Source organism: Achromobacter colocynthidis (assembly GCF_057334535.1).
This window is the reverse complement of the sequence record NZ_JBHFIZ010000037.1, coordinates 655,223-674,525: the sequence shown is the minus strand read 5'-3', so window position 1 is coordinate 674,525 and position 19,303 is coordinate 655,223. Positions and strand designations below refer to the sequence as shown.

Below are 19,303 nucleotides of genomic sequence, written 5' to 3'. Positions count from 1 at the left end.
CCCCCCCCCCCCCCCCCCCCCCCCCCGCGGGTGGTGATGGCAGCGCTTAGTCCAGCGTAATCTTCAGATCAGTGATCAGCTTCTGCCAGCGGGCGCGTTCGCCCTTCAACATCTCGGCATATTCAGCGGGCGTGTTGCCGACAGGCTCGATGCCGAAGTCGACCAGGCGCTTGCGCGTGGCCGGGTCGTTGATGGTGGCCACCACCTGCTTGTTCAGCGCGTCGATGACGGCGGGCGGCGTGCCGGCCGGCACCACCACGCCCACTTGCGCGGACGCTTCGACGTTCTTCAGGCCGATCTCTGCGAACGTGGGCACGTCGGGCAGTTGCGGCAGGCGGGTCGGGTTGGCCACGGCCAGCGCGCGCACCTTGCCGCCGTTGATGAAGCCGGCGCCGGCTGCCAGGTCGACCATCATGGCGGGGATCTGGCCGCCCGCCACGTCCGCCAGCGCGGGCGATGCGCCGCGATACGGCACGTGGGTCATGGTCAGGCCGCTTTCGACTTTCAGCAGTTCCATGGCCAGGTGGTGCGGGCTGCCCGCGCCGGCGGAACCGTAGTCCAGGCCTTCCTTGCGCGACTTGGCCTCGGCCAGGAATTCCTGCACGGTGTTGACCTTCATGGACGGGCCAACCACCAGAATCATCGGAAAGCGGCCCATCAGCGTGACGGGCGCCAAGTCCTTGACGGGGTCATACGACAGCTTCTTGTACAGCGCGGGGTTGAACACCAGTGTGCCGTTGTCGGCGGACAGCATGGTGTAGCCGTCAGCCGGCGAGCGCGCGGTTTCGGATGCCGCGATGGCGGTGTTGCCACCCGGCTTGTTCTCGATCACAACTGGTTGGCCCATGCGACCCGACAGGCCCTGGCCGATGCTGCGCGCCAGAAAGTCGGAGCCGCCGCCTGCCGCGTAGGGCACGACCCAGCGCACGGGCTTGGACGGGTAGTTGGCAGGCGCCTGTTGGGCGAAAGCGTTGGCACAGGCCAGCAAGGGCAGGGCCAGCAGGCCGGCCAGGAAAGTGCGTTTCAGGGGGCGATTCAGGGTGCGCATCGGCTGTCTCCATTTCGGGATGACCTGATGGCATCCCTTCTTTTGCGTAAATCATATACGCAATGCGTAATTTTTCAAGAGGGGTTAACCTTGGAGCCGATTTCGCGGCGCGTCGTCGTCCGCGCACCCTATTTGCAGGAAGTGCATCCGCTATGAGTCCCCCCAAGCCGTCGACCAAGACGTCCACGAAGTCGCCCATAAAAGGGGCCACTGCCGCGTCCCCCAAAGCGTCCACGACAGCGACCGTCCCGACCCCCGAACTGGACTCCGCTGACCGCCCGCGCGAACGCCGCCAGCGGGTGCAGGCCGCCGAAACCGGCATGGTGGTGCTGAAAGGCCTGGCTCGGATGGGCGGCCGCGCAAGCCTGACCGCGCTGGCCGCACACGTGGATGAAAGCCCCGCCAAGGTGCACCGCTATCTGATGAGCCTGATTGCCGAGGGGCTGGTGGACCAGGAAGTCGCGACTCAGCAATACCACCTGGGCCTGGAAGCGCTGATGGTCGGCGTGGCCGCCATGCGCCAGGCCGACCCCTTGCGCATCAGCGAACCGGTGCTGATCCGCCTGCGTGAAAGCCTGGCGGTAACGTGCTTTATCGCCGTCATGGGCAACAAGGGGCCGACCATTGTTCGCTTCGAGGAACCGGCGTTGCCCGTCACGGTGAACGTGCGCGTGGGCTCGGTGTTGTCGATGCTGTGGTCCGCCACCGGCCGCGCGTTTCTGGGGGCCTTGGACGAGGCGCCGATTCAGCAGATGGCGCTGGCCGAACTGGCCGAGTCGCCGGACGATCTGCGTGCCTTGCTGGACCGCGACGATCCCATCGGCGGGCTGCGGCGCCAGGTGCGCGCGGCCGGGTGCGCCACGGTGAAAGACACGAACCTGCGCGGCATCAGCGCGGTGTCGGCGCCTTTGTATGACCACACGGGCCGCCCCTGCGCGGTGCTGACGGCGCTGGGCGCGACGGGCGGCTTCGATGTGTCGGCAGACGGCAAGATCGTGGCGGCGGTGAAAAAAGAAGCGGCGGCGGCTAGCGCGGCGCTGGGGTACGTGGGGGAGGGCGCATGAAACGTCTCGCCATCCTGGGCGCTTTGCATGAAGAAATCGCCGACCTCTTGGCCGCGATGGAACCCGGCGCTACCGTCCACCGAATCGCCATGCGCGATTTTCATGTGGGCACGTTGTGGGGCACGCCCTGCGTGATCGCGTTAAGCCGCATCGGCAAGGTGGCGGCGTCCGCCACGGCGTCGATCGTCATCCGGGAATTCAACGTGTCGCGCGTGGTCTTCACCGGTTTGGCGGGCGGGTTGCACGCGGACGTGGAGGTGGGCGACGTGGTCGTGGCCAGCACCTTGATGCAGCACGACATGGACGCGCGTCCGCTGTTTGATCAGCACGAGATCCCCTTGTTGGGGCGGGTGTGTTTTGACGCGGATGCCGGCATGAGCAAGCTGTTGCGAGACAGCGCTGTGACCTTCACCCAAGCGTTTACCCGCGCGAGCCCAGGGGCTGCCACGCAGGCGATGCCCACCGTCCACCACGGCCTGACCGCGACCGGTGACCGGTTCGTCAGCCACAACGACGAGGCCCAGGTACTGCGCAAGCGCCTGCCCGCTGCTTTGTGCGTGGAAATGGAAGGCGCGGCGATGGCGCAGGTCTGCTATGAATTCGGCGTGCCCTTCGCGGTGCTGCGCGTGATATCCGACCGCGCCGACCATGCCGCCAAGACCGACTTCACCGCGTTCCTGGAAAACGTTGCGCGCGTCTACTCCGCCGGCATTCTGTCGCCGCTGCTGAAATCGGGTGCCTTGCTGGACGGCTAGGGCTCCTGCTCAAGCCGGTGTGGATGACTGGCGACCCTGGCCCGGTTTCAAGCGCAGCTCCACCGCCAGCCCCCCGCCTTCCCGCGCGCTTAACGTCAGCGTACCGCCCACCACTTCCGCCAACTGCTGCGCGATGGCCAGGCCCAGCCCCGTGCCACCCGTATCGCGGTTGCGCGAGCTTTCCAGGCGATAGAAAGGTTGCAGCACGGCGGCCCGTTCGTGTTCGGGAATGCCGGGGCCACGGTCCAGTACAAAGACCGATACCGCCGTGTCGCCGTGCACCGCCACGTCCACTTCAGCCGCACCCGCGAACTTCAGCGCGTTGTCGATCAAGTTGCCCAGAATCCGCCGCAGCGCATGCGGGCGCGTCATCAGCGGCCCGGCGTGGTCGCCGTTCAGGCTGACGGGCTTGCCCGTGTCTTGATAGTCATAGACCAGGCTTTCCAGAAACGCATGCAGATCCACGCGCGCGGGCGTTTCAACTTTGCCGTGCGCACTGCGCGCGTAGTCGATGCCTTCGCGCACCAGCCTTTCCACTTCGTTCAGGTCCTGCGCCAACTTGTCGCGGTCGTCCGAGGCGTCCATGAACTCGGTGCGTAGTTTCATCCGGGTGATGGGCGTTTGCAGGTCGTGCGAGATGGCGCCCAGTATCTGCATGCGCTCGGCCACGTGGGCGGCGATGCGGGCCTGCATGGCGTTGAACGCGGTGGCGGCGTGCGCCACTTCGGCCGGGCCGCCTTCTTCCAGCAAGGGGCTCTTGGCGTTCGGGTCGAGTGTTTCGGCGGCATGGGCCAGGCGCGTCAGCGGCCGCACGGCCAGCCGCACGGCCAGCCACGCGCAAACGATCAACAGCACCAACTGCACCGCCAGCACCACCAGCAGCCATGGCTCGGGGCGCATTGACGACAGATGGATATCCAGCACCACGGGCTGCCCATCGGACAGCACGACGCGCGCCTGGATATGCCGGGGGTCGTTTGCCATGGCGCGTATGGTCAGCGGGCGCGCGGTGCCCAGTGCTGCTTCGATGGCGTTGGCGGCATTGCGCGCGACGTCCAGCCGCAAGGGTTGATCGGCCTGGCCCTCATCCAGCAGGTACTGGCGGTTCCCGCTGGACAGGCGCGGCAGCCAGGCCGCGCGTTCATCGGCGGGCAGGCGGTCCAACACGTCCATGGCTATGGCGACGTCGCGTTCCAGGTCGCCCAGCATCATGCTCTTGGTGGTGTTGTAGCGTTCGTAGAACAGCGAGGCGAACGACAAGCCATACGCCAGCACCAGGCCGATCAGAAAAATCAGGAACAACCGGGCGACCAGGGTGCCAGGCCAGGCGGAACGCGGGCGGGCGGCGCGGTTCACTCGTTGGCTTCCGACACATCGACCGCCGCCGCGAACACATAGCCCTCGCTGCGCACGGTCTTGATGTAGCGGGGCTCGCGCGCATCTTCGCGCAGGCGTTGACGCAGGCGGCTGACCAGCAGGTCGATCGAGCGGCCAAAGAAATCGGCGTCACGGCCTTGCGTCAGGTTCAGCAGTTGATCGCGGTTCAGCACGCGCTGCGGGTGGTCCAGGAACACGCGCAGCAACCGGTATTCCGCGCCGCTTAGCGACACCACCGTGCCGCTCTCATCCAGCAAGTGGCGCGCGGTGGTGTCCAGCCGCCAGTCGCCGAAGGCGATCTCGCGGCCCGGCTCCGTCACCTGGAAATTGGGCGGCAGCATGCGCGTGCGCCGCAGAATCGCCTTGATGCGGGCCAGCAGTTCGCGCGCCACAAAGGGTTTGACCAGGTAATCGTCGGCGCCCATTTCCAGGCCCAGCACGCGGTCCATGTCGTCGCTGCGCGCGGTCAGAAGCAGGATCGGAATGCGGCGGTGCTTGCCGCTGCGCAGTTCGCGGCACAGCACCAGCCCGTCGTCGCCCGGCATCATGATGTCCAGCACGATCAGGTCCACGGACAGGTTTTCCAGCAACGAACGCATCTGCCGGCCGTCGGCCGCCAGCGTAACGGTCAGGCCGTTCTTCTTCAGGAAGTTGCCGGCAAGCTCGCGTATTTCACGATCGTCGTCAACGATCATCACGTGATCAATCTGATCCATCTGCGGTGGCCTAAAGGGTGGGGGCGGCAACGCGCGGAAGCACACGCGCGGGTAGGCGGATTTTATCCAAGGCGGCGGCGCTAGCGGTCAACCGGGGGCAGCGGGTCGCGGCGCGGCCGGGTATTGGCAATGAGCTGGCATTGGAAGGGCTTGGCGGCTTCGGTGCTGAAACCGCCGAACATCAACAGCAGTACGGCAAGAATGCGCTTCATATGGGTCTCCGGGGGCAGGGCATGAACGGGTTATAGCGCCGGCCGCCGCCGCAAGTGTGTCGTACTGTGTACGCCCCGGCGGCAGATACATAAGCCAGGAAAAAACACGCAAAACCGGCACAAGCCGGATACGCGGCGCGGGTGCAATGGGGCCTCTTTCCAAAGGACTTGCCCCATGGACCTGATCAACACCCCCATCGCTTTGCTGGCCGGCATGCTGACCATCGCCTCACCCTGCGTGCTGCCCCTGCTGCCGGTGCTGCTGGGCACCTCGCTGGAACGCCCGGACCGCTGGCGTCCCCTGTTCGTCGTGTCCGGCTTTGTGCTGGCGTTTGCCGGCCTGGGTATCGCGCTAAGCCTGTTGTCCACCTTGAATGCATCGGTACACGAAGCGGTGCGGTCCACGTCGATCGCGCTGCTGGCGCTGTTCGGCCTGGTGCGCATCTGGCCGCAACCCTACGACCGCCTGATCGCCCGCATCGGCGGCCCGTTGCAGCAATTGGCCTTCAACGGGGGCGGCTCGGGTAGCGGCAATGCGGGCGGCTTTGTGCTGGGGCTGTCGTTGGGGGCGGTGTGGACGCCCTGCGCCGGCCCGGTGCTGGCGTCGATTCTGGTGCTGGCCGCCAAGGCGCAGAACCTGACGCAATCCAGCACCTTGTTGTTGATGTTCGCCATCGGCGCGGGCATTCCGATGCTGGTGATCGCTTACGGCGGCCAGGCCATCGCGGCGCGGGTGCGGGGCTTGTCGCGCTACACGCAGCGCTTGCAGCAAGGCTTTGGCGTGCTGCTGATCCTGACCGCCGCCGCCATCTATTTCCAGTACGACATCCTGGCCTATGCCTGGATCAGCAACCTTTTCAACTGACCGTCCCTCACCTCAATTCAAGGAGTACGACCATGTTCGCTACGTTCAAGAGAATCGCGCTGGGTGCGCTGTTGGCCACGTCGCTGGCTGCCTCGGTGATGCCGCTTACCGCGCAGGCCGGCGCCTCCAAACCGACCCCCGCGCCGGAATTCACCGGCATCGAGCATTGGCTCAACAGCGACCCACTGACGCTGGCGTCGCTGCGCGGCAAGGTGGTGCTGGTGGACTTCTGGACCTACACCTGCATCAACTGCGTACGCACCTTGCCCTACGTGACAAGCTGGTATCAGAAGTACAAGGACCAGGGGCTGGAGGTGGTGGGCGTGCATACGCCGGAGTTCCCGTTTGAACGGTCCACGCCCAACGTGCAGAAGGCGCTGGAGCGCTTTGGCATCACGTATCCGGTCGCGCAGGACAACCGCTATGCCACTTGGGACGCCTACCGCAACCAGTATTGGCCGGCCTTCTACCTGATCGACAAGCAAGGCCAGATCGTCTACCGCCATTTTGGTGAAGGCAAGTATGCGGAGACGGAGGCTGAGATTCAGCGCTTGTTGGCGCAGCCGGGCTAAGGAAGGCGGCGGGGAGGGGGCGCGAGTACAGCGCCGCGCAAAGCAGATATGCGATACCGCGCATAGCGCCGCCCCGGTACGCCGCATACCATGCTCCAAACACAAAAACCCAAGGTTTGGAGACAGCATGAAGATCGCAAGCGCGCTGACGTCGGTCAGCCTGTGGCTGGGTGGGGGGATGATGGCGTGCGTCGTGGGAATGAGCGCGCCTGCCGTGGCCGGCACCTACCCCGACCATCCCATCAAGCTGGTGGTGCCGTTTCCCGCAGGCGGCGCCACGGACCTGATGGCCCGCGCGCTGGCGCAAGGGCTGGGCGACAAGCTTGGCCAGACCGTCGTGGTGGAAAACCGGGGCGGGGCAGGGGGCGCGATCGGCGCGGAGGCCGTGGCCAGCGCCGCGCCCGACGGCTATACCTTGCTGTATTCGACGATGGGTGTGCTGACCATCAACCCATCGCTGTACGCCAAATTGCGCTATGACCCGCAAAAGAGCTTCGCGCCGATCACGCTGACCAACCTGACGTCGAACCTGCTGGTGGTGAACCCGGAATTGAATGTGAATTCGGTGGCGGAACTGGCGGCGCTGGCCAAGCAGCGGCCGGGTGAACTGACGTTCAGCTCGTCGGGCAACGGCACCACCAGCCATCTGGCCGGTGAGATGTTCAAGTCGACGGCCGGCGTGGATATCCGCCATATCCCGTATAAGGGCACCTCGGGCGCCATCAATGATTTTCTGGCGGGGCGGATTTCGATGATGATCGACACGTCCTCCAATTTCATCGAACAAGTGAAGCAGGGCAAGGTGCGCGCGCTGGGCGTGACCAGCCGCAAGCGCTTGCCGGTGCTGCCGGATGTGCCGTCGATTTCGGAAGCACCGGGCTTCTCGACGTATGAAGTCAGCTTGTGGTCAGGCGTGCTGGCGCCGGCGGGAACGCCCCGCGCGGTGATCGACAAGCTGAACCAGGACATTGGCGCGGTGATGCAGTCGCCGCAGATGGTCGAGCGCATGGCGGGTTACGGCATCCAGACTACGCACAGCACGCCCGAAGCCTTCGCCGCCCAGATCAAGACGGACACGGTGAAGTGGGCACAGGTGATCAAGCAGTCCGGCGCTCGGGAAGACTGACATGCCATCCATGATCCGATCCCTGCTGATAGCCGCAAGCTTGACGGCCGCCGTGGCGATGCCCGCGGCCCAGGCCAAGTACCCTGAACGCCCCTTGACCCTGATCAACCCCTACGCGGCGGGCGGCCCCGCCGACGTCGTGGCGCGCAGTCTGGGCCGCGCGCTGGAAAAAAGTCTGGGCCAGCCAGTAGTGGTGGAAAACAAGCCGGGCGGCGGCGCATCCATCGGCACGGGGTTTGTGGCCCGAGCCAAGGCTGACGGCTACACCTTGCTGTTGGGCACCTCTGCCGGCCACGTGGTGACGCCCTTGATGCAGAAGACGCCCTATGACGGCGTGGACGGCTTTGCCTTTTGCTCGGTGGTGGCGGTGCAACCCATCATGCTGGTGGTGAACCCATCGCGCGGTATCCGCGACGTGGCGACGCTGCTGGCGCGCGCCAAGGCCGAACCCGGGAAGCTCAGCTACGGGTCGGCGGGGGTGGGCGGCGCTACGCACCTGGGCGCCGAACTCTTTCAGCAGGCGGCGCATGTGCGGTTGAATCACATTCCCTACGCCGGCGCGTCGCCCGCCATCAATGACGTGGTGGGCGGGCAGATCGACCTGGCCATGCTGAACCTGTCGGCCAGCTTGCCGTTCATTCGCCAGGGGCGCTTGATTGCCTTGGCCTACGCGGCCGACAAGCGTTCGGCGCTATTGCCGGACGTGCCCACGCTGGCCGAAGCGGGCGTGCCGGGTGCGCAGGCGGCAACCTGGTACAGCCTGGCCGCGCCTGCCGGCACGCCGCCCGAGATCGTGCAGCGCCTGAGCAGCGCCGTGCGCGCCGTCAACGATGACCCTGATTACCGCCGCGTCATGCAAGAGCAGGCGATCGAACTGATGTCGCTGACCCCGGCCGAGGCCGATGCCTACGTCCGCCGCGACCGTGCCGACATGCAGCGGCTGCTGAGCTCGCTGGGGCTGCTGGCAAAATGACACGACCTCCCGCCATTCACGCCAGACGATGTCGCCATGAACTTTGATTTCAGCCAACTGGCGTCGGCCGACGCCTTCAAGCTGCTGTCCAGCGTGGTTGTGCCACGCCCGATCGCCTGGGTGGTCAGCCAATCGGCGCGCGGTGAGCTGAACGCCGCGCCCTTCTCATTTTTCAACGTGGTCAGCAGCGACCCGCCCATCGTGGCGTTGGGCATCGGCCCGCGCGGCGGCCAATTGAAGGACACGTCGCGCAACATCTTGGACACGGGCGAATTCGTGATCAATCTGGTGTCGGCCGAACTGGCTCAACAGATGAATCGCACCAGCCTGGACTACGACGCCAGCGTCAATGAGCTGGCGCGCGCGGGGCTCTCCACCGCGCCGTCGCGAATCGTGGCGCCACCGCGCATCGCGCAGAGCCCGGCGGCGTTGGAATGCAAGGTGTGGCAGGTGATCGAGGCCGCGCCGCAGCGTGTGATTGTGCTGGCGCGCGTGGTGGGCATGTACTTGCGCGACGACGCGCTGTTGAACCGCGAGCGCTTTCACGTGGATACCCCCGCGCTGGGACTGCTGGGGCGCATGCATGGCGCGGGCTGGTACGCGCACACGACCGACCTGTTTCAGATGCTGACGCCGGACGCGGCCAACGACCCGTCCGTGCGCCCGCCCCAAGGCCATTGACGCGCGTCGCGGCGCTTAACAAACAAGGAGCTAGACGATGAAGTTGCATTGGTCGCCCAGATCGCCATTTGTGCGCAAGGTGATGATCGTTCTGTATGAAACCGGCATCGAAGGCCAGGTCGAACTGGTTCGCACGCCGGTCGCGATGGACAAGCCCAATCTGGACCTGGTGGCGGACAATCCCTTGATCAAGCTGCCCACCTTGGTGCTGGACGACGGGACTGCCTTGTATGACTCGCGGGTGATCTGCGCCTACTTGAACGGGCTGGCTGGGGGCCGCTTGCTACCAGCGGACGCCGCCGGGCGTCTGGTAGCCGAACGCCGCCAGGCGCTGGGTGATGGTTTTCTGGATGCCTTGCTGCTGTTCCGGCAAGAACGCAACAAACCTGTGGAAAAGCAGACGGTGGCGTGGCTGGACGCTTTCGCGCTGAAGGTGCGCGCCGTGCTGGCCGCGCTGGAAGCGGAAGCGCCCGCGCTGGCGGCAAGCGATTTCGACCTGGGCGTGATCGCCATCGGCTGCGCCCTGTCGTACATGGACTATCGTTTTCCGGATATCGACTGGCGCGCCGGGCACCCCCGGCTTGCCGCGTGGCACCAGGGCTTTTGCGCCCGCCCGTCGGTGGCGCGCAGCCAGCCCGACGAAACGCCGTGAATTCTGCATTCCCCGAACCAAGGATGATGATGAGCCGTATCCCGCTGCCTTCTCCCGACAGCATGACCGACGACCAGAAGCGCGTGTACGAGAAAATCGTCTCGGGTCCGCGCGGGCGTCTGGTCGGCCCTTTGCGCGCGGCGCTGCACAGCCCTGAACTTGCTGAGCGCTGGCAGGCGCTGGGCGCCTTGCTGCGTTTCGGCACCAGCCTGCCGCCCCGCGTCAGCGAACTGGCCATTGTTGTGACCGCGCGCCGCTGGAACAGCCAGATCGAATGGCATATCCATGCGCAGGCTGCCCGCGCGGCGGGTATCGCGGATGCGGTGCTGGACGCGATCCAGTCGCGCGCAACCCCGTCGTTCGACTCGCGCGACGCCGAGGTGGTCTACGAATTCGCACGGCAGCTACAGGAAACCGGCCAGGTGGATCCTGCACTGTATGCCGAGGCGGTGGCGCGCTGGCAGGCCGTGGGCGTGGTGGAACTGACGGCGGTGATCGGCTACTACACCATGGTGTCCATGACCTTGAACGCCCACGAGATCCCGATGCCTGACGATGCGCCCGCGCCGCTGGATACCCCACGGCAAGCGGACCAGCCCGTGCTTAGCACCTTGGCGCCGCTACCCAATAAGGGGCAGCCATGAATACCGAAATGCCGCGCATGCCCGTCACGCCCAAGCAGACGCTGCCCGCGCTGGCCTGCGATGCGCACTGCCATGTGTTCGGCCCCTATGACCGCTTTCCCTTGCAGCACCCGTCGTCCTACGCGGCGCCGGATGCGCCCGTGGCGCGTTACCTGCAAATGCTGGACACGTTGGGTGCGGCGCGCGGGGTGCTGGTGCAGCCCGCGCCTTATGGCGTGAATCCGGCGGCGCTGCTGGATGCCTTGGCGCAAGGCCGTGACCGCTTGCGCGGCATTGCGGTGGCCGACCCGTCGGTCAGCGACGCGCAGTTGCAGGCCATGGTGGATGGCGGTGTGCGCGGATTGCGTTTTCTGGAAGCGCGCGACCCCGCGGGCAATCTCTTTCCCGGCAGCGTGGGCTTTGGCCAGATCGCCGCGCTGGCGCCGCGCATGAAGCAGTTCGGTCTGCATGCGCAGCTGTGGGCGCCATGCGATGCCTATGTGCAGCACCTGCCGGCCCTGGCCGCCTTGGATCTGCCGATTGTCATTGATCACCTGGGTAGCCTCGTGCCGGCGCGAGGTGCCGAAGACGCCGCGTTTCAACTGTTGCGCGGCCTGCTTGCCGATGGCCGCATCTGGATGAAATTGACGCTATGCCGGGTGGGCGCCGCGCCCGACTACGACAACGCGCGCTTCATCCACGACGCGTTCACCGCCGCCAACCCGGATCAGGTGCTGTGGGGCTCGGACTGGCCGTTTGTGCGCATGGGCGCATCGGCGCCGTCGGCCGATGCCTTGGTGGACGTTGCCTATGAATGGCTGGGCAATGACCGCCTGCGCCAGAAGGTGTGGGTGGACAACCCGGCGCGGCTATACGGCTTTTGATTGCCTAGGGGTTGGCAAGGCTCAGGGGCTGGCGTGCCAGACCCCTTCGCCGCCGATCTCCCGCACCAGGGTTTCGATCTGCGCCGCCACTTCCATCACCGTGCGTCCCGGCCCCTTGGACCGTGAGAACGCCATGGAAATGATGCGCCCCATGCTGGGATCGCGCAGCGCCGCAATACTCAGGCGGCCTTCCTGCACTTCCTGCCACACGGCGTGCAGGGGCAGCACGGTGTACATGTGTTCATGTTCCACAATCGACTTCATCAGCGGCAGCGAGTCCGCTTCGATGAGCGGCGCAATGGTGATCTTGCGCGCCCGCGCCAGGCCGTCCAGCGCGTTGCGCAAGCCATTGGGGGCGCCCGGCAAAATGAAGGGCAGGCCATTGAGCTGGTCGAACGTGACCTCGCCGGACTGCGTACGCGCATCGCCCGCCGCGCCCACCAGATACGAATCCACATAGGCCAGCGCCTGTTCGCCCGGCGGGCATTTGTCGCCATATCGGTACAGGATGGCGATGTCCACGCGGCTGTCCGTCAACCACTCTTCGATCTGGCCGCTGGAGCCCTCAAGTATCTTCAGGTGAACCTTGGGGAAGTTTTTGCGCAAGCGCGAGAACAGGCGGCGGATGAGGGGATGCGCGGTGGACGGCAGCAGCCCCAGCGTGACCTCGCCGGCCGGCTCGCGGGCCTGGCCGTTCAGCTCGAGCTCCAGGCGTTCGGCGTCGCCCAGCAAGGTCTGCACCAAGGGGAACAGGCGTTCGCCCACCTCGGACAAATGCACGCCACGCCCCGTGCGGTTGAAGAGCCGCGCGTTGCACTCGCGTTCCAGGGCGTTGATGCGGCGGCTGAGCACCGATTGGTCCTGGTCCAGATAGAGCGCGGCGCGCGTGATGCTGCCCAGCTCTGCAATGGCAAGAAACGCCCGCCATTTGTGCAGGTCGGCGGTAAGGTCCAGGCTCAGGCCGGTGGCTTTGGCGGAGGGCATGTTGGCAGGGCTAGGGTCGCAGGAAGGAACGCATAAGCGTACGGCAAAGCGCGGGGGTTCGGGTCATTCCACCCCCAGCTTGCCGCGCCGGATCACATCGCCCCATTTCTTGGATTCCGATTCCATTAGCGCGCGGTACTGGTCCGGCGTGGTGGCGGCCGGCATGGCGCCCTGGTCGATCATCTTTTGCCGCAACGTCGGGTCTGCCAATGATTTGGCGATGGCGTCCGCCATCTTGTCCACGATGTCCTTGGGCGTGCCCGTGGGCGCGATGATGCCGTAGTTGGATTCCACGATCACGCCGGGAAAGCCCGCTTCGCGCGTGGTGGGCACGTCCGGCAGGCCTTCGAAGCGCTCGGGGCTGGCAACCGCCAGGGCGCGCAGCTTGCCCGCCTTGATGAAGCCCAGGGCCGCCGACGCATCGCCGGGAAACATCTGCACCTCGTTGGACAGCAGGGCCGTGACGGCGGGGGCGGCGCCCTTGTAGGGCACATGCATGATGTCGATGCCCGTCTGCTGCTTCAGCAGTTCGCCGCCCAGATGCGGGGTGGTGACGTTGCCGGCGGAGCCGTAGTTGTACTTGCCCGGGTGCTGCTTGGCGCTGCTGACGAAGGCCGCCAGCGTCTTGTCGGGCAGGGAAGGGTTCACCATGATCACCTGCGGAATACGGGCCACCAACGACACGTACTGGATGCTGCCGACGTCGTAAGGCACCTTCATGACGTGCGGCAGGCCGGTGATGGCGCCCGGCACGCCAAAGCCGAAGGTGTTGCCGTCCGGCGTGGCCCGCACCGTGGCGTCCACGCCGATGGTGCCGCTGGCGCCCGCCTTGTTCTCGATCACGATGGTCTGGCCCAATCGTTGGCCCAGCGCCGGCGCCAGCAGCCGTGCCAGGTTGTCCACCGAGCCGCCAGGCGGATACGGCACGATCAGCCGGATGGGCTGGCTGGGCCAGGGTTGCGCGGCCTGCGCCATGGGCGCAAGCGCCGCGCCCAGCAATACCGCAGCCACCGTCAGTGCGGGTGCTCTTTTCATTGTCTCTCTCCTGATGGCGCCCAAGCGTAGGCGCGCTGTTGTTATGCGCCGTCCAGACCCAGGACCTGTTTGGCGTAGATGTTGCGTTGAATCTCGTTGGTGCCGCTGAAGATGGTGGCGGCCAGCGCGTTGACATAGGGCGCCAGCGCGTGGACGCCGCCATGGCCATAACCCAGCCGCATTTCCACGCCGCCGTATTCCTCGGCAATCTGGATCAGCAGCGCGCCCAGCCGTTCATGGGTTTCGGTGGCCCAGATTTTCAGCAAGGAAAGTTCCGGCGGCAGCGGGCGCCCGGCCCGCGCCATGTCGGCGAACACGCGGTACATGGCCGTCAGGTCGGCGGTGTCCAGCCGCAGCTCGGCCAACCGGTCGGTGAACGCGGGGTCGGTCAGCAGGCCGCGTTGCCGCGCCACGCTGAAGATCTGTTGCAGCGCATGGCTGGCATGCTTGGGGCTGCCCGAGAACAGCCGTTCAAAGCCCAACAGCGCCTTGGCGATGCCCCAACCGGCATTCAGTTCGCCCACCAGGTTGGCGCGCGGCACACGCACCTGGTCAAAGAACACTTCGCAAAATTCCTCGTGGCCGGACAGCGTCCGGATGGGGCGTCGGCTGACGCCGGGGCTGGCCAGGTCAACCAGCAGGAAGCTGATGCCCGCCTGCTTTTTGACGGTCTTGTCGGTGCGCACCAGCATGAACATGTGGGTGGCGTCCTGCGCCAGCGTGGACCAGGTCTTCTGCCCGGTGACGACAAGGTCGTCGCCATCGATCACGGCCTCGCAGCGCAAGGCCGCCAGGTCCGACCCGGCGTCGGGCTCTGAATAGCCCTGCGCCCAGACGGCTTCGCCCGACAGAATGCCCGGCAGGAAGCGTGCCCGCTGTTCGTCGGTGCCGTAGCGGATAAGGATGGGGCCCAGCATTACCAGCCCCTGGTCGGGCGCGCGCGCCACGCCGTAGCGTTCGGCCTCTTCGATGAAGGCAATCTGCCGCGCGGGTGACAGCGCCATGCCCCCGTGTTCGCGCGGCCACGACGGGGCAATCCACCCTTGGCGCGACAAGGTGTAGTACCAGTTCTTGATCTCGTCCCAATGCAGGCGCCACGGCACATGGCGCAAGTGAGCGGGATAACGCGCGCGGAAGAAGCGGCGCAAGAGGGCGCGGAAGTCGTCTTCCGGCATGGCGTTCCAGTCTGCCTCGCGGGGAAATTCCGCTTGGGCGTCATCCTGCACAGGCGCGTCATCGGAAGGTGGCGACGGGTCTTCGGCCAGCGCGCCATAGCGTTGCCGATGGGCCGTGGCGTTGCCCAGCCAGGCGGACAGATGCAGCGCGTTGCGAAAGTACAGGCTGACGTCGCATTCCTCGGTGTAGCCGATGGCGCCGTGTAGCTGAATGGCCAGGCGTGACGCTTCCAGGCTGGCGCGCGCCGCGCGTGCCTTGACCCGGCTGGCCACGATCTTGCGCGTAGTGGTTTCAGGCGGCTGCGTCATCGCGGCCGGCGTGTCGCACAGCGTGTTCAGTGCATCTTGCAAACTATTGGCCGCCAGCTCCACTTGCATGACGGCGTCCACCAAGCGGTGCTGCAAGGCCTGAAAGGATGACAGCGGCTTGCCGAACTGATGGCGCGTATTCAGATAGGCGACCGTATCGGCCAGCACTTGCCGCGCCAGGCCGATCATTTCGGCCGACTGCATCAGCCGGCCGTAGTCCAGCGCAGCGTCAACGGCGTCCAACACATCGTGGCGGGCAAGCAAGGCTTGCGCGGGCACCACGGCGGCTTCGATGCTCAGGTGGCAAGCGGGGGTGCCGTCGGCGCGCGCGTGCGCTTGCAGGGTCAGGCCGGGCGTGCCGGCTTTCAGGTAGAACAGCGCGGTGCCCTGTTCGCCGTCCGCCGTTACCAGCCAGCCGTCCACGCCATCGCCGGGAATGACGTGGCGCTTTTCGCCGTTCAGCACGTATGTGCCTTCGCGCGCCGTGACGCTGACGCCGAAGACGCCCGCGGCTTCGCCGGCTTCCAACTGGCCTTCGGTTTCTTGCCAAGCCACGCCGATGATGCGCGCACCGCTGCACAGGTCTTGCAGCAGGGTGTCGCGCAACGCCGATCCTGGCATGGCGTCGATGTGCGCCAGCAGCGTGGCGGCAAGCACGCCGGCCCCAACCAGCGGCTCGGGCAACTGCGCGCGTCCGGCTTCCTCCATCACCGCCGCCATCGCGTGCCAACCCAGGCCCAGCCCGCCCAGAGACTCGGGCACGCTCATGCCCAGCCAACCCACGGTGGCTATGTCGCGCCAGTAGTCGCGGTCGATCCCGCTTGCCGTGCGCTTGCGTTGCCGCTGATCGCGGCGCGAAAGAAAGTCGCGCGCGCTGTCGCGGATCTCTTCGATCAGCGCGTGGTCCATGTTGCTCATACGATGCCCTCGGCGTGCAGGCGCGCGATCTCGTCGTCGGACAGGCCCAATTCACCGCGCAGCACCGCCGCCGTGTGTTCGCCCAACATCGGCGGCGGCAGGCCGGGTGCGATCGGCGTTGCCGAAAAATGAATCGGGTTGTTGATGACGGGCATGTCGCCCAGTTCGGGATGCAAGACGCTGCCCAGTACCTTGCGGTGCCGCACCTGCGGGTCTTCGAATACCTGATCCATCGTGTAGATCGGGCCGCAAGGCACGTTGGCGGCCGCCAGCGCGTCATTCCATTCGCGCACGGTGCGCGCCAGCATGGCCGGCTCGATCAGGCGCGACAGGTCCGCTTGCGCGGCGGCGCGCTTCGGGTTGCTGACAAAGCGCGGGTCATCGGCCAAGTCCGGCAGGCCGATGACCGCGCAGAAGCTGCGAAACTGCGAGTCGTTGCCCACGGCCACCATCAGGTGGCCATCGCGGCAGGCAAAGGCGCGAAACGGCGCGGTGATCTGCGAGGCCGAGCCCATGCGCGCGGGCAGTTTTCCGCTGGCAAGGTAGTTCATGCCGATGTGTGAAATGGCGGCGATCTGCGCATCCAGCAGCGCCAGGTCGATATGCTGGCCCACGCCAGACACCTGGTCTCGATGGCGCAACGCCGCCAGGATGGCCGCCACGGCGTAGAAACCCGCCGTCAGGTCCGACACCGAATAGCCGGCCTTCACGGGGCCGGCGCCCGGCTCGCCATCGGGCACGCCGGTGACGCTCATCAAGCCGCTCATGGACTGGAAGATGGGGTCGTAGCCGGGCAGGTGGCTATAGGGGCCGGTCTGGCCGAAGCCGGTGATCGAGCAGTACACCAGCCGGGGGTTGATCGCGGACAGCGATGCATAGTCCAGCCCGTAGCGGCGCAGGTCACCCGCCTTGAAGTTCTCGATCACGATGTCGGCGCCCTGCGCCAAGCGGTGGATCAAGGCTTGCCCTTCAGGCCGCGAGATATCGATCGTCAGGGATTTCTTGCCACGGTTCATCGCCACGAATGAAGAGGTCTGCGCGCTGGGTTCGCCCTTGCGGTCGGGCATTGGGTAGCCCTGATGCCGCACGTCGTCGCCCCGGCCCGGGCGTTCCACCTTGATGACGTCGGCGCCAAAGTCCGCCAACATCTGCGCCGCCCAGGGGCCGGAGAACACACGGCTCAGATCCAGGACTTTCACGCCCTCCAATGCTCCGTTCATGACGACTCCTTATTTGCCCTGGAACACGGGCGCGCGCTTTTCCAGGAAGGCGCGGCGCGCTTCCTGGGCGTCTTCGGTCTTGGAGATGGCGGCGGTCATGTCCTGTTCGTACCGGTAGCCGTCGCGCAGGCTCATGTCTTCGATGGCGTTCAGCGTCTGCTTGGCCAGCACGCTGGCCAGGGGGCTCTTGGACGCCAGTTCATGCGCCAGTTCCAGGGCGCGGTCCATCAAGGCCTCGACAGGCACGGACGCTTCAACGATGCCCAGCCGATAGAGTTCGTCGCCATCCACGCGCAAGCCCGTCAGCATCATCCTGCGCAGGCGCGAATGGCCGAACAGGCGCATGCCATGGCGTCCGCCTCCCAGCAGGCCGACGTTGATTTCCGGCAGGCCCACGACCGCCGTGGACGCGGCCAGCAAGATGTCGCAAGAGGCCACGATGGCCAGGCCCGCGCCCAGTGCCGCGCCGTTGATCGCGCCGACGACCGGCTTGGCGCATTCACGGATCGCATGAAAGCACTCGCGGGTGCGGCGTGAATGCTGCGGCAGATCTCCCGGGCCCTTGATGGTGGCGGCGCGGTTCTTCAAGTCCGCGCCCGCGCAGAACGTCTTGCCTTGCCCGGACAGCACCACGGCGCGCACGTCGGGGGTTTCAGAAATGCGGTCCAGCACCCAGGACAACTCGTTCATCATCTCGGTGCTCAGGGCGTTCACGGGCGGGTTGGCCAGCAGGATGACGGCCACGCCGTTGTCCACGGTGACGTCCAGCGCGGTGTAGGGGCCGGTCAAGTTTTCAGGCAGGGTCATGGTCCAGAGTCTCCGTCTTGTTCAAATGATCTTGCGCTGGCGCAAGTCCTGGATCTGTTCCGTGCTGAGGCCCAGTTCCGCCAGCACGTCAGCGGTGTGTTGGCCCAGCAGCGGGGGGGCGCGGTCCGCCCGCAGATCCGCCGTGGCGAAGCGCAAGGGGTTCATCACTTGCGGCACCGTGCCGGCGGCCGGGTGCGGCAGGCGGCGCAGCATGGCGCGGTGCGCCACCTGCGGGTCGTCGAACACTTCGGGAACGGTGTTGATGGACCCTGCCGGCACGCCGGCATCCTTAAGTGCCGCCAACCAGTGCGCGCGCGGTTGCGCGACGATGATGGCGTCCAGGATCGGGTCCAGCGTGGCTTGATTGGTCACGCGCTGGCTGTTGCTGACGTAGCGGGGGTCTTGCGCCAGTTCGGGCTTGCCCAGCACGCGGCACAGGGTGGCGAACTGCGCGTCGTTGCCGACCACGATGACGATGTCGCCATCGGCGCAGGCGAAGGTGCGCTGCGGCTGGATGTTCGGGTGCGCGGTGCCGGTGCGGCGCGGCACGCGGTTGCCCAGCAGGAAGTTCATGGCCTGGTTCGCCAAGAGGCCAACCTGCACGTCCAGCATGGCGACGTCAATGTATTCGCCCTGGCCCGTTTGCGAGCGCCGCAGCAAGGCGGCGACGATGCCCAGCGCGGCGTACACGCCGGTGGTGAGGTCCACGATGGGCACGCCCACTTTCTGCGGGCCGCCGCCGGGTTTGTCGTCGCGTTCGCCCGTTACGCTCATCAGGCCGCCCATGGCCTGGATCAGGAAATCGTAGGCCGGCTCGGCGGCGCGCGGGCCGGTCTGCCCAAAGCCCGTGACCGAGCAATACACCAGGCGCGGGTTGATCTTCGACAGGGAGTCATAGTCCAGCCCCAGCCGCGCCAGGGTGCCGACCTTGTAGTTCTCAAGCACCACGTCCGCGTCACGGCACAGGTCCTTGACCAGCGCCTGGCCTTCAGGCGTCTGCAGGTCCAGCGTGATGGAGCGTTTGCCACGGTTGGTGGCGATGAAGTAGGCGCCGTCGTTGGTGTCCTGGCCCTGTTCGTCCTTCAGGAACGGAGGCCCCCAGGAGCGGGTGTCGTCGCCCAGGCCCGGCCGCTCGACCTTGATGACGTCCGCACCCAGATCGGCCAGGATCTGGCTGGCCCAGGGGCCGGCCAGAATGCGGCTCAGGTCCAGCACTTTCACGTTTGATAACAGCGGCTGCAAAGCCTTCTCCTTGACTCCTGTTGTGTGCAGGTAGTCTAGGATTTCCGGCTTGGGGGGGGGGGGGC

20 protein-coding genes are annotated in these 19,303 nt (G+C 66.2%); 10 read left to right on the top strand and 10 right to left on the bottom strand.

The window, feature by feature from the left end:
- Positions 1 to 46 precede the first annotated feature (46 nt).
- Positions 47 to 1,048: a Bug family tripartite tricarboxylate transporter substrate binding protein gene (locus tag ACE04A_RS22790; RefSeq protein ID WP_100854365.1), complete on the bottom strand. Its 1,002-nt coding sequence runs from the start codon at positions 1,046 to 1,048 to the stop codon at positions 47 to 49.
- 152 nt (positions 1,049 to 1,200) lie between these two features.
- Here ACE04A_RS22790 and ACE04A_RS22785 point away from each other — a divergent pair, with 152 nt between their 5' ends.
- Both ACE04A_RS22785 and ACE04A_RS22780 read left to right on the top strand, forming a co-directional pair.
- Positions 1,201 to 2,112, top strand: a complete 912-nt coding sequence (locus ACE04A_RS22785) for an IclR family transcriptional regulator (RefSeq protein WP_448716525.1) — start codon at positions 1,201 to 1,203, stop codon at positions 2,110 to 2,112.
- Complete coding sequence (locus ACE04A_RS22780) at positions 2,109 to 2,867, top strand: 5'-methylthioadenosine/adenosylhomocysteine nucleosidase (RefSeq protein ID WP_485820547.1); 759 nt, start codon at positions 2,109 to 2,111, stop codon at positions 2,865 to 2,867. Before ACE04A_RS22785 ends, ACE04A_RS22780 begins: the two co-directional genes overlap by 4 nt.
- A gap of 9 nt (positions 2,868 to 2,876) precedes the next feature.
- On the opposite strand, the gene ACE04A_RS22775 is transcribed toward ACE04A_RS22780, so the two are convergent.
- The 3 genes from ACE04A_RS22775 to ACE04A_RS22765 all read right to left on the bottom strand — a co-directional run bounded on the left by ACE04A_RS22775 (position 2,877) and on the right by ACE04A_RS22765 (position 5,172).
- Complete coding sequence (locus ACE04A_RS22775; protein ID WP_448716523.1) at positions 2,877 to 4,223, bottom strand: sensor histidine kinase; 1,347 nt, start codon at positions 4,221 to 4,223, stop codon at positions 2,877 to 2,879.
- Entirely contained in the window at positions 4,220 to 4,960 is a 741-nt protein-coding gene (locus ACE04A_RS22770; RefSeq protein ID WP_259250447.1) for a response regulator, read from the bottom strand. Before ACE04A_RS22770 ends, ACE04A_RS22775 begins: the two co-directional genes overlap by 4 nt.
- Positions 4,961 to 5,040: 80 nt before the next feature.
- Positions 5,041 to 5,172 carry a hypothetical protein gene (locus ACE04A_RS22765; protein ID WP_259250445.1) on the bottom strand — a complete coding sequence of 44 codons (132 nt, stop codon included), beginning with the start codon at positions 5,170 to 5,172 and terminating at the stop codon, positions 5,041 to 5,043.
- 175 nt (positions 5,173 to 5,347) lie between these two features.
- On the opposite strand from ACE04A_RS22765, the gene ACE04A_RS22760 reads away from it, so the two are divergent.
- From ACE04A_RS22760 to ACE04A_RS22725, 8 genes are all read left to right on the top strand, one after another.
- Positions 5,348 to 6,037: a cytochrome c biogenesis CcdA family protein gene (locus tag ACE04A_RS22760; RefSeq protein WP_448716521.1), complete on the top strand. Its 690-nt coding sequence runs from the start codon at positions 5,348 to 5,350 to the stop codon at positions 6,035 to 6,037.
- A gap of 32 nt (positions 6,038 to 6,069) precedes the next feature.
- On the top strand, positions 6,070 to 6,609 hold the full coding sequence (locus ACE04A_RS22755; RefSeq protein ID WP_448716520.1) for a thioredoxin family protein: 540 nt from the start codon (positions 6,070 to 6,072) through the stop codon (positions 6,607 to 6,609).
- A 127-nt stretch (positions 6,610 to 6,736) separates the two neighbouring features.
- Positions 6,737 to 7,735, top strand: a complete 999-nt coding sequence (locus ACE04A_RS22750) for a Bug family tripartite tricarboxylate transporter substrate binding protein (protein WP_279997242.1) — start codon at positions 6,737 to 6,739, stop codon at positions 7,733 to 7,735.
- A gap of 10 nt (positions 7,736 to 7,745) precedes the next feature.
- Positions 7,746 to 8,708: a tripartite tricarboxylate transporter substrate binding protein gene (locus ACE04A_RS22745; protein ID WP_448716517.1), complete on the top strand. Its 963-nt coding sequence runs from the start codon at positions 7,746 to 7,748 to the stop codon at positions 8,706 to 8,708.
- A 36-nt stretch (positions 8,709 to 8,744) separates the two neighbouring features.
- Positions 8,745 to 9,389: a flavin reductase family protein gene (locus ACE04A_RS22740; RefSeq protein WP_448716516.1), complete on the top strand. Its 645-nt coding sequence runs from the start codon at positions 8,745 to 8,747 to the stop codon at positions 9,387 to 9,389.
- 37 nt (positions 9,390 to 9,426) lie between these two features.
- Positions 9,427 to 10,041, top strand: coding sequence for a glutathione S-transferase family protein (locus ACE04A_RS22735; RefSeq protein WP_485820546.1), 615 nt, complete (start codon positions 9,427 to 9,429; stop codon positions 10,039 to 10,041).
- 29 nt (positions 10,042 to 10,070) lie between these two features.
- Positions 10,071 to 10,685 (top strand): carboxymuconolactone decarboxylase family protein, encoded by a 615-nt coding sequence (locus ACE04A_RS22730; protein WP_485820596.1) that lies wholly within the window; start codon positions 10,071 to 10,073, stop codon positions 10,683 to 10,685.
- A complete protein-coding gene (locus tag ACE04A_RS22725) occupies positions 10,682 to 11,548 on the top strand; it encodes an amidohydrolase family protein (RefSeq protein ID WP_448716514.1) in 867 nt (288 codons plus the stop codon). Before ACE04A_RS22730 ends, ACE04A_RS22725 begins: the two co-directional genes overlap by 4 nt.
- Before the next feature lie 21 nt (positions 11,549 to 11,569).
- On the opposite strand, the gene ACE04A_RS22720 is transcribed toward ACE04A_RS22725, so the two are convergent.
- The 6 genes from ACE04A_RS22720 to ACE04A_RS22695 all read right to left on the bottom strand — a co-directional run bounded on the left by ACE04A_RS22720 (position 11,570) and on the right by ACE04A_RS22695 (position 19,238).
- Positions 11,570 to 12,532 (bottom strand): LysR family transcriptional regulator, encoded by a 963-nt coding sequence (locus ACE04A_RS22720; RefSeq protein WP_259250434.1) that lies wholly within the window; start codon positions 12,530 to 12,532, stop codon positions 11,570 to 11,572.
- Between the two features lie 63 nt (positions 12,533 to 12,595).
- The gene (locus ACE04A_RS22715) at positions 12,596 to 13,567 is read right to left on the bottom strand and encodes a Bug family tripartite tricarboxylate transporter substrate binding protein (RefSeq protein ID WP_259250432.1); all 972 of its coding nucleotides are present in this window, start codon (positions 13,565 to 13,567) and stop codon (positions 12,596 to 12,598) included.
- A gap of 41 nt (positions 13,568 to 13,608) precedes the next feature.
- A complete protein-coding gene (locus ACE04A_RS22710; RefSeq protein WP_448716512.1) occupies positions 13,609 to 15,969 on the bottom strand; it encodes an acyl-CoA dehydrogenase family protein in 2,361 nt (786 codons plus the stop codon).
- Positions 15,966 to 17,189 carry a CaiB/BaiF CoA transferase family protein gene (locus ACE04A_RS22705; RefSeq protein WP_448716511.1) on the bottom strand — a complete coding sequence of 408 codons (1,224 nt, stop codon included), beginning with the start codon at positions 17,187 to 17,189 and terminating at the stop codon, positions 15,966 to 15,968. The genes ACE04A_RS22710 and ACE04A_RS22705 overlap by 4 nt, the downstream gene beginning before the upstream one ends.
- A gap of 9 nt (positions 17,190 to 17,198) precedes the next feature.
- Entirely contained in the window at positions 17,199 to 17,996 is a 798-nt protein-coding gene (locus tag ACE04A_RS22700; protein ID WP_448716510.1) for an enoyl-CoA hydratase/isomerase family protein, read from the bottom strand.
- A 21-nt stretch (positions 17,997 to 18,017) separates the two neighbouring features.
- On the bottom strand, positions 18,018 to 19,238 hold the full coding sequence (locus tag ACE04A_RS22695) for a CaiB/BaiF CoA transferase family protein (protein WP_438860113.1): 1,221 nt from the start codon (positions 19,236 to 19,238) through the stop codon (positions 18,018 to 18,020).
- Positions 19,239 to 19,303: the final 65 nt, after the last annotated feature.

What these genes read in the sequence shown, in the direction of transcription:
- ACE04A_RS22745 (WP_448716517.1), top strand. Translation starts at nt 7,746, where the DNA reads ATGATCCGATCCCTGCTGATAGCCGCAAGCTTGACGGCCGCCGTGGCG.
- ACE04A_RS22770 (WP_259250447.1), bottom strand. Translation starts at nt 4,960, where the DNA reads ATGGATCAGATTGATCACGTGATGATCGTTGACGACGATCGTGAAATA.
- ACE04A_RS22780 (WP_485820547.1), top strand. Translation starts at nt 2,109, where the DNA reads ATGAAACGTCTCGCCATCCTGGGCGCTTTGCATGAAGAAATCGCCGAC.
- ACE04A_RS22755 (WP_448716520.1), top strand. Translation starts at nt 6,070, where the DNA reads ATGTTCGCTACGTTCAAGAGAATCGCGCTGGGTGCGCTGTTGGCCACG.
- ACE04A_RS22740 (WP_448716516.1), top strand. Translation starts at nt 8,745, where the DNA reads ATGAACTTTGATTTCAGCCAACTGGCGTCGGCCGACGCCTTCAAGCTG.
- ACE04A_RS22760 (WP_448716521.1), top strand. Translation starts at nt 5,348, where the DNA reads ATGGACCTGATCAACACCCCCATCGCTTTGCTGGCCGGCATGCTGACC.
- ACE04A_RS22700 (WP_448716510.1), bottom strand. Translation starts at nt 17,996, where the DNA reads ATGACCCTGCCTGAAAACTTGACCGGCCCCTACACCGCGCTGGACGTC.
- ACE04A_RS22710 (WP_448716512.1), bottom strand. Translation starts at nt 15,969, where the DNA reads ATGAGCAACATGGACCACGCGCTGATCGAAGAGATCCGCGACAGCGCG.
- ACE04A_RS22765 (WP_259250445.1), bottom strand. Translation starts at nt 5,172, where the DNA reads ATGAAGCGCATTCTTGCCGTACTGCTGTTGATGTTCGGCGGTTTCAGC.
- ACE04A_RS22785 (WP_448716525.1), top strand. Translation starts at nt 1,201, where the DNA reads ATGAGTCCCCCCAAGCCGTCGACCAAGACGTCCACGAAGTCGCCCATA.
- ACE04A_RS22750 (WP_279997242.1), top strand. Translation starts at nt 6,737, where the DNA reads ATGAAGATCGCAAGCGCGCTGACGTCGGTCAGCCTGTGGCTGGGTGGG.
- ACE04A_RS22715 (WP_259250432.1), bottom strand. Translation starts at nt 13,567, where the DNA reads ATGAAAAGAGCACCCGCACTGACGGTGGCTGCGGTATTGCTGGGCGCG.
- ACE04A_RS22725 (WP_448716514.1), top strand. Translation starts at nt 10,682, where the DNA reads ATGAATACCGAAATGCCGCGCATGCCCGTCACGCCCAAGCAGACGCTG.
- ACE04A_RS22705 (WP_448716511.1), bottom strand. Translation starts at nt 17,189, where the DNA reads ATGAACGGAGCATTGGAGGGCGTGAAAGTCCTGGATCTGAGCCGTGTG.
- ACE04A_RS22735 (WP_485820546.1), top strand. Translation starts at nt 9,427, where the DNA reads ATGAAGTTGCATTGGTCGCCCAGATCGCCATTTGTGCGCAAGGTGATG.
- ACE04A_RS22730 (WP_485820596.1), top strand. Translation starts at nt 10,071, where the DNA reads ATGAGCCGTATCCCGCTGCCTTCTCCCGACAGCATGACCGACGACCAG.
- ACE04A_RS22720 (WP_259250434.1), bottom strand. Translation starts at nt 12,532, where the DNA reads ATGCCCTCCGCCAAAGCCACCGGCCTGAGCCTGGACCTTACCGCCGAC.
- ACE04A_RS22790 (WP_100854365.1), bottom strand. Translation starts at nt 1,048, where the DNA reads ATGCGCACCCTGAATCGCCCCCTGAAACGCACTTTCCTGGCCGGCCTG.